At 64.1% G+C, this 529-nt stretch carries 1 protein-coding gene; it reads left to right on the top strand.

What is annotated here, in order from left to right:
- Window positions 1-529 (top strand): immunoglobulin-like domain-containing protein (locus CAF65_RS28420; RefSeq protein WP_158090080.1); only part of this gene is annotated, 529 nt, incomplete at both ends.

A 529-nucleotide genomic window follows, 5' to 3' on the forward strand; every position in this document is an offset into this window, starting at 1 on the left:
CGGCACCATCACCTACACCGCGACCCTGACCGACAAGAACGGCGCCCCGGTCACCGCGCAAAACGGTCCGGTCACCGTGACCCTCGACAGCGGCAAGGTCATCACCATCGCCGAAGGTCAGAGTTCCGGCAGCTTGCCGGTGACGGTGGGCAACGACGTGTACAAGGGCCCGACCACCGTCACCGAATCCATCAAGGACGCGGTGGGCGGCAATCTGGAAGCGATCAACCCGATCAAGACCCCGGTGACCACCACGGTGACCGATGTCAACGACAACACCACCGTGACCCTGACCGCGTCCCCGAGCGTGGACGAAAACGGCACGATCACTTACACCGCCACCCTGACCGACAAGAACGGCGCCCCGGTCACCGCGCAAAACGGTCCGGTGACGGTCACCCTCGACAGCGGCAAGGTGATCACCATCGCTGAAGGCCAGAGTTCCGGCAGCTTGCCGGTGACGGTGGGCAACGACGTGTACAAGGGGCCAACCACCGTTACCGAGTCGATTAAATCGGCCGACGGTGGC

Source organism: Pseudomonas sp. B28(2017) (genome assembly GCF_002113025.1).
Taxonomy (GTDB): Bacteria; Pseudomonadota; Gammaproteobacteria; order Pseudomonadales; family Pseudomonadaceae; genus Aquipseudomonas.